1 protein-coding gene is annotated in these 1,339 nt (G+C 63.9%); it reads right to left on the minus strand.

All coding sequences use genetic code 11. From position 1 onward, the window contains the following. Positions 1–26: 26 nt before the first annotated feature. Positions 27–1,217 carry a 4-hydroxybenzoate 3-monooxygenase gene (locus tag AB0N24_RS27530; protein ID WP_364131772.1) on the minus strand — a complete coding sequence of 397 codons (1,191 nt, stop codon included), beginning with the start codon at positions 1,215–1,217 and terminating at the stop codon, positions 27–29. Positions 1,218–1,339: the final 122 nt, after the last annotated feature.

The raw sequence follows: 1,339 nt of genomic DNA on the forward strand, positions 1-1,339 counted from the left end.
TGGGGGCGTCGATTCTGCGCTCGGCTTTACCTGCTGCCGGGCCAGCCAGTGTAGGCCTCGGCAAGGTAGGCCATGCCGTGGCGGGAGGAGATGACGGAGTGCAGCTCGCCGAGCTGCCGGGCACGCGAGAAATTGTCGGTGTCAGCCGGGGTGTGCAACATGGTGGTCATCCAATAAGAAAACTGCTGCGCCTTCCAAACCCGCTCCTGGGCGCGGTCGCTGAACGTGTCGAGCAGATGCGTGGCGCCGGAGTTGTAATAGCTGTCGAATCCTTCGAACAGCACCTTGACATCGTGGATCGCCAGGTTCAGGCCCTTGGCGCCGGTGGGCGGCACCGTGTGCGCGGCGTCGCCCGCGAGGAAGAGGTTGCCGTGCCTCATCGGTGCCTGAACAAAACTGCGGAACGGCAGGACCATTTTTTCGAGGACAGGCCCTTCCTTGAGCTCAAAGCCGTTGCCGTTGACCCGGCTCCGGAACTCGGCCCAGATCCGGTCGTCATCCCACTCCGCGACGTTTTCCTTCGGGTCGCACTGGAAGTACATCCGCTGGACTGTCTCCGTGCGCTGGCTGATCAAGGCGAAGCCGTTGGCGGAGTTGGCGTAGATCAGTTCATCGGCGCTTCGCGGTGCTTCAGCCAGGATGCCGAACCAGGCGAAGGGGTACTCGTGGAAGTACCGCTTACGGCGTGCCTCGGGAATCTGGCTACGGCAGTGGCTGCGGGAGCCGTCCGCGCCCACCAGGAAGTCTGCCTGGATCTCGCACTGCACGCCGTCGGCGTCCGTGAACCAGACCCGCGGCCTGCCTTCGAGGTCATGCACGGATGTGTCAGTGACGCTGTAGCGGACGTCGCCGCCGTCGGCCTTCCTCCTCGCGGCCAGGTCCAAGAACACGTCCGTCTGCGGGTAAAGCCACACGGACTCCCCCACCAGTTCCTTGAAGTCGACCCGGTGGTTTTCCCCGTTGAAGCGCAGCTCGATGCCGTCGTGCCGGTCGCCCTCACGCAGCACCCGGTCCGAGACACCGCTGTCGACGAGAAGGTTCACGGTGCCGTGCTCCAGGATGCCAGCCCGGACGGTCTCGGCGATCTCCTGGTGGCTGCGGACTTCGATCACCGTGGAATCAATGCCCGACTTGGCCAACAGGTGGGAAAGCATAAGCCCGGCCGGGCCGGCGCCCATAATGGCGACCTGGGTCGTGATGGTTTTGCGTGTTGCCATGACTGGTTCTCGCTTCGTTGCGGAGGCCGGGCAGGCCTGTCGGTTGCGTCTGGCACCAGTGTGCAGCCGAGTAGAGCACCACCGTAACCCGCTTTCCACTCAACGGAATGTCAACTTCACGT

It is taken from the genome of Arthrobacter sp. NPDC093128, from assembly GCF_040683875.1.
GTDB lineage: Bacteria > Actinomycetota > Actinomycetes > Actinomycetales > Micrococcaceae > Arthrobacter.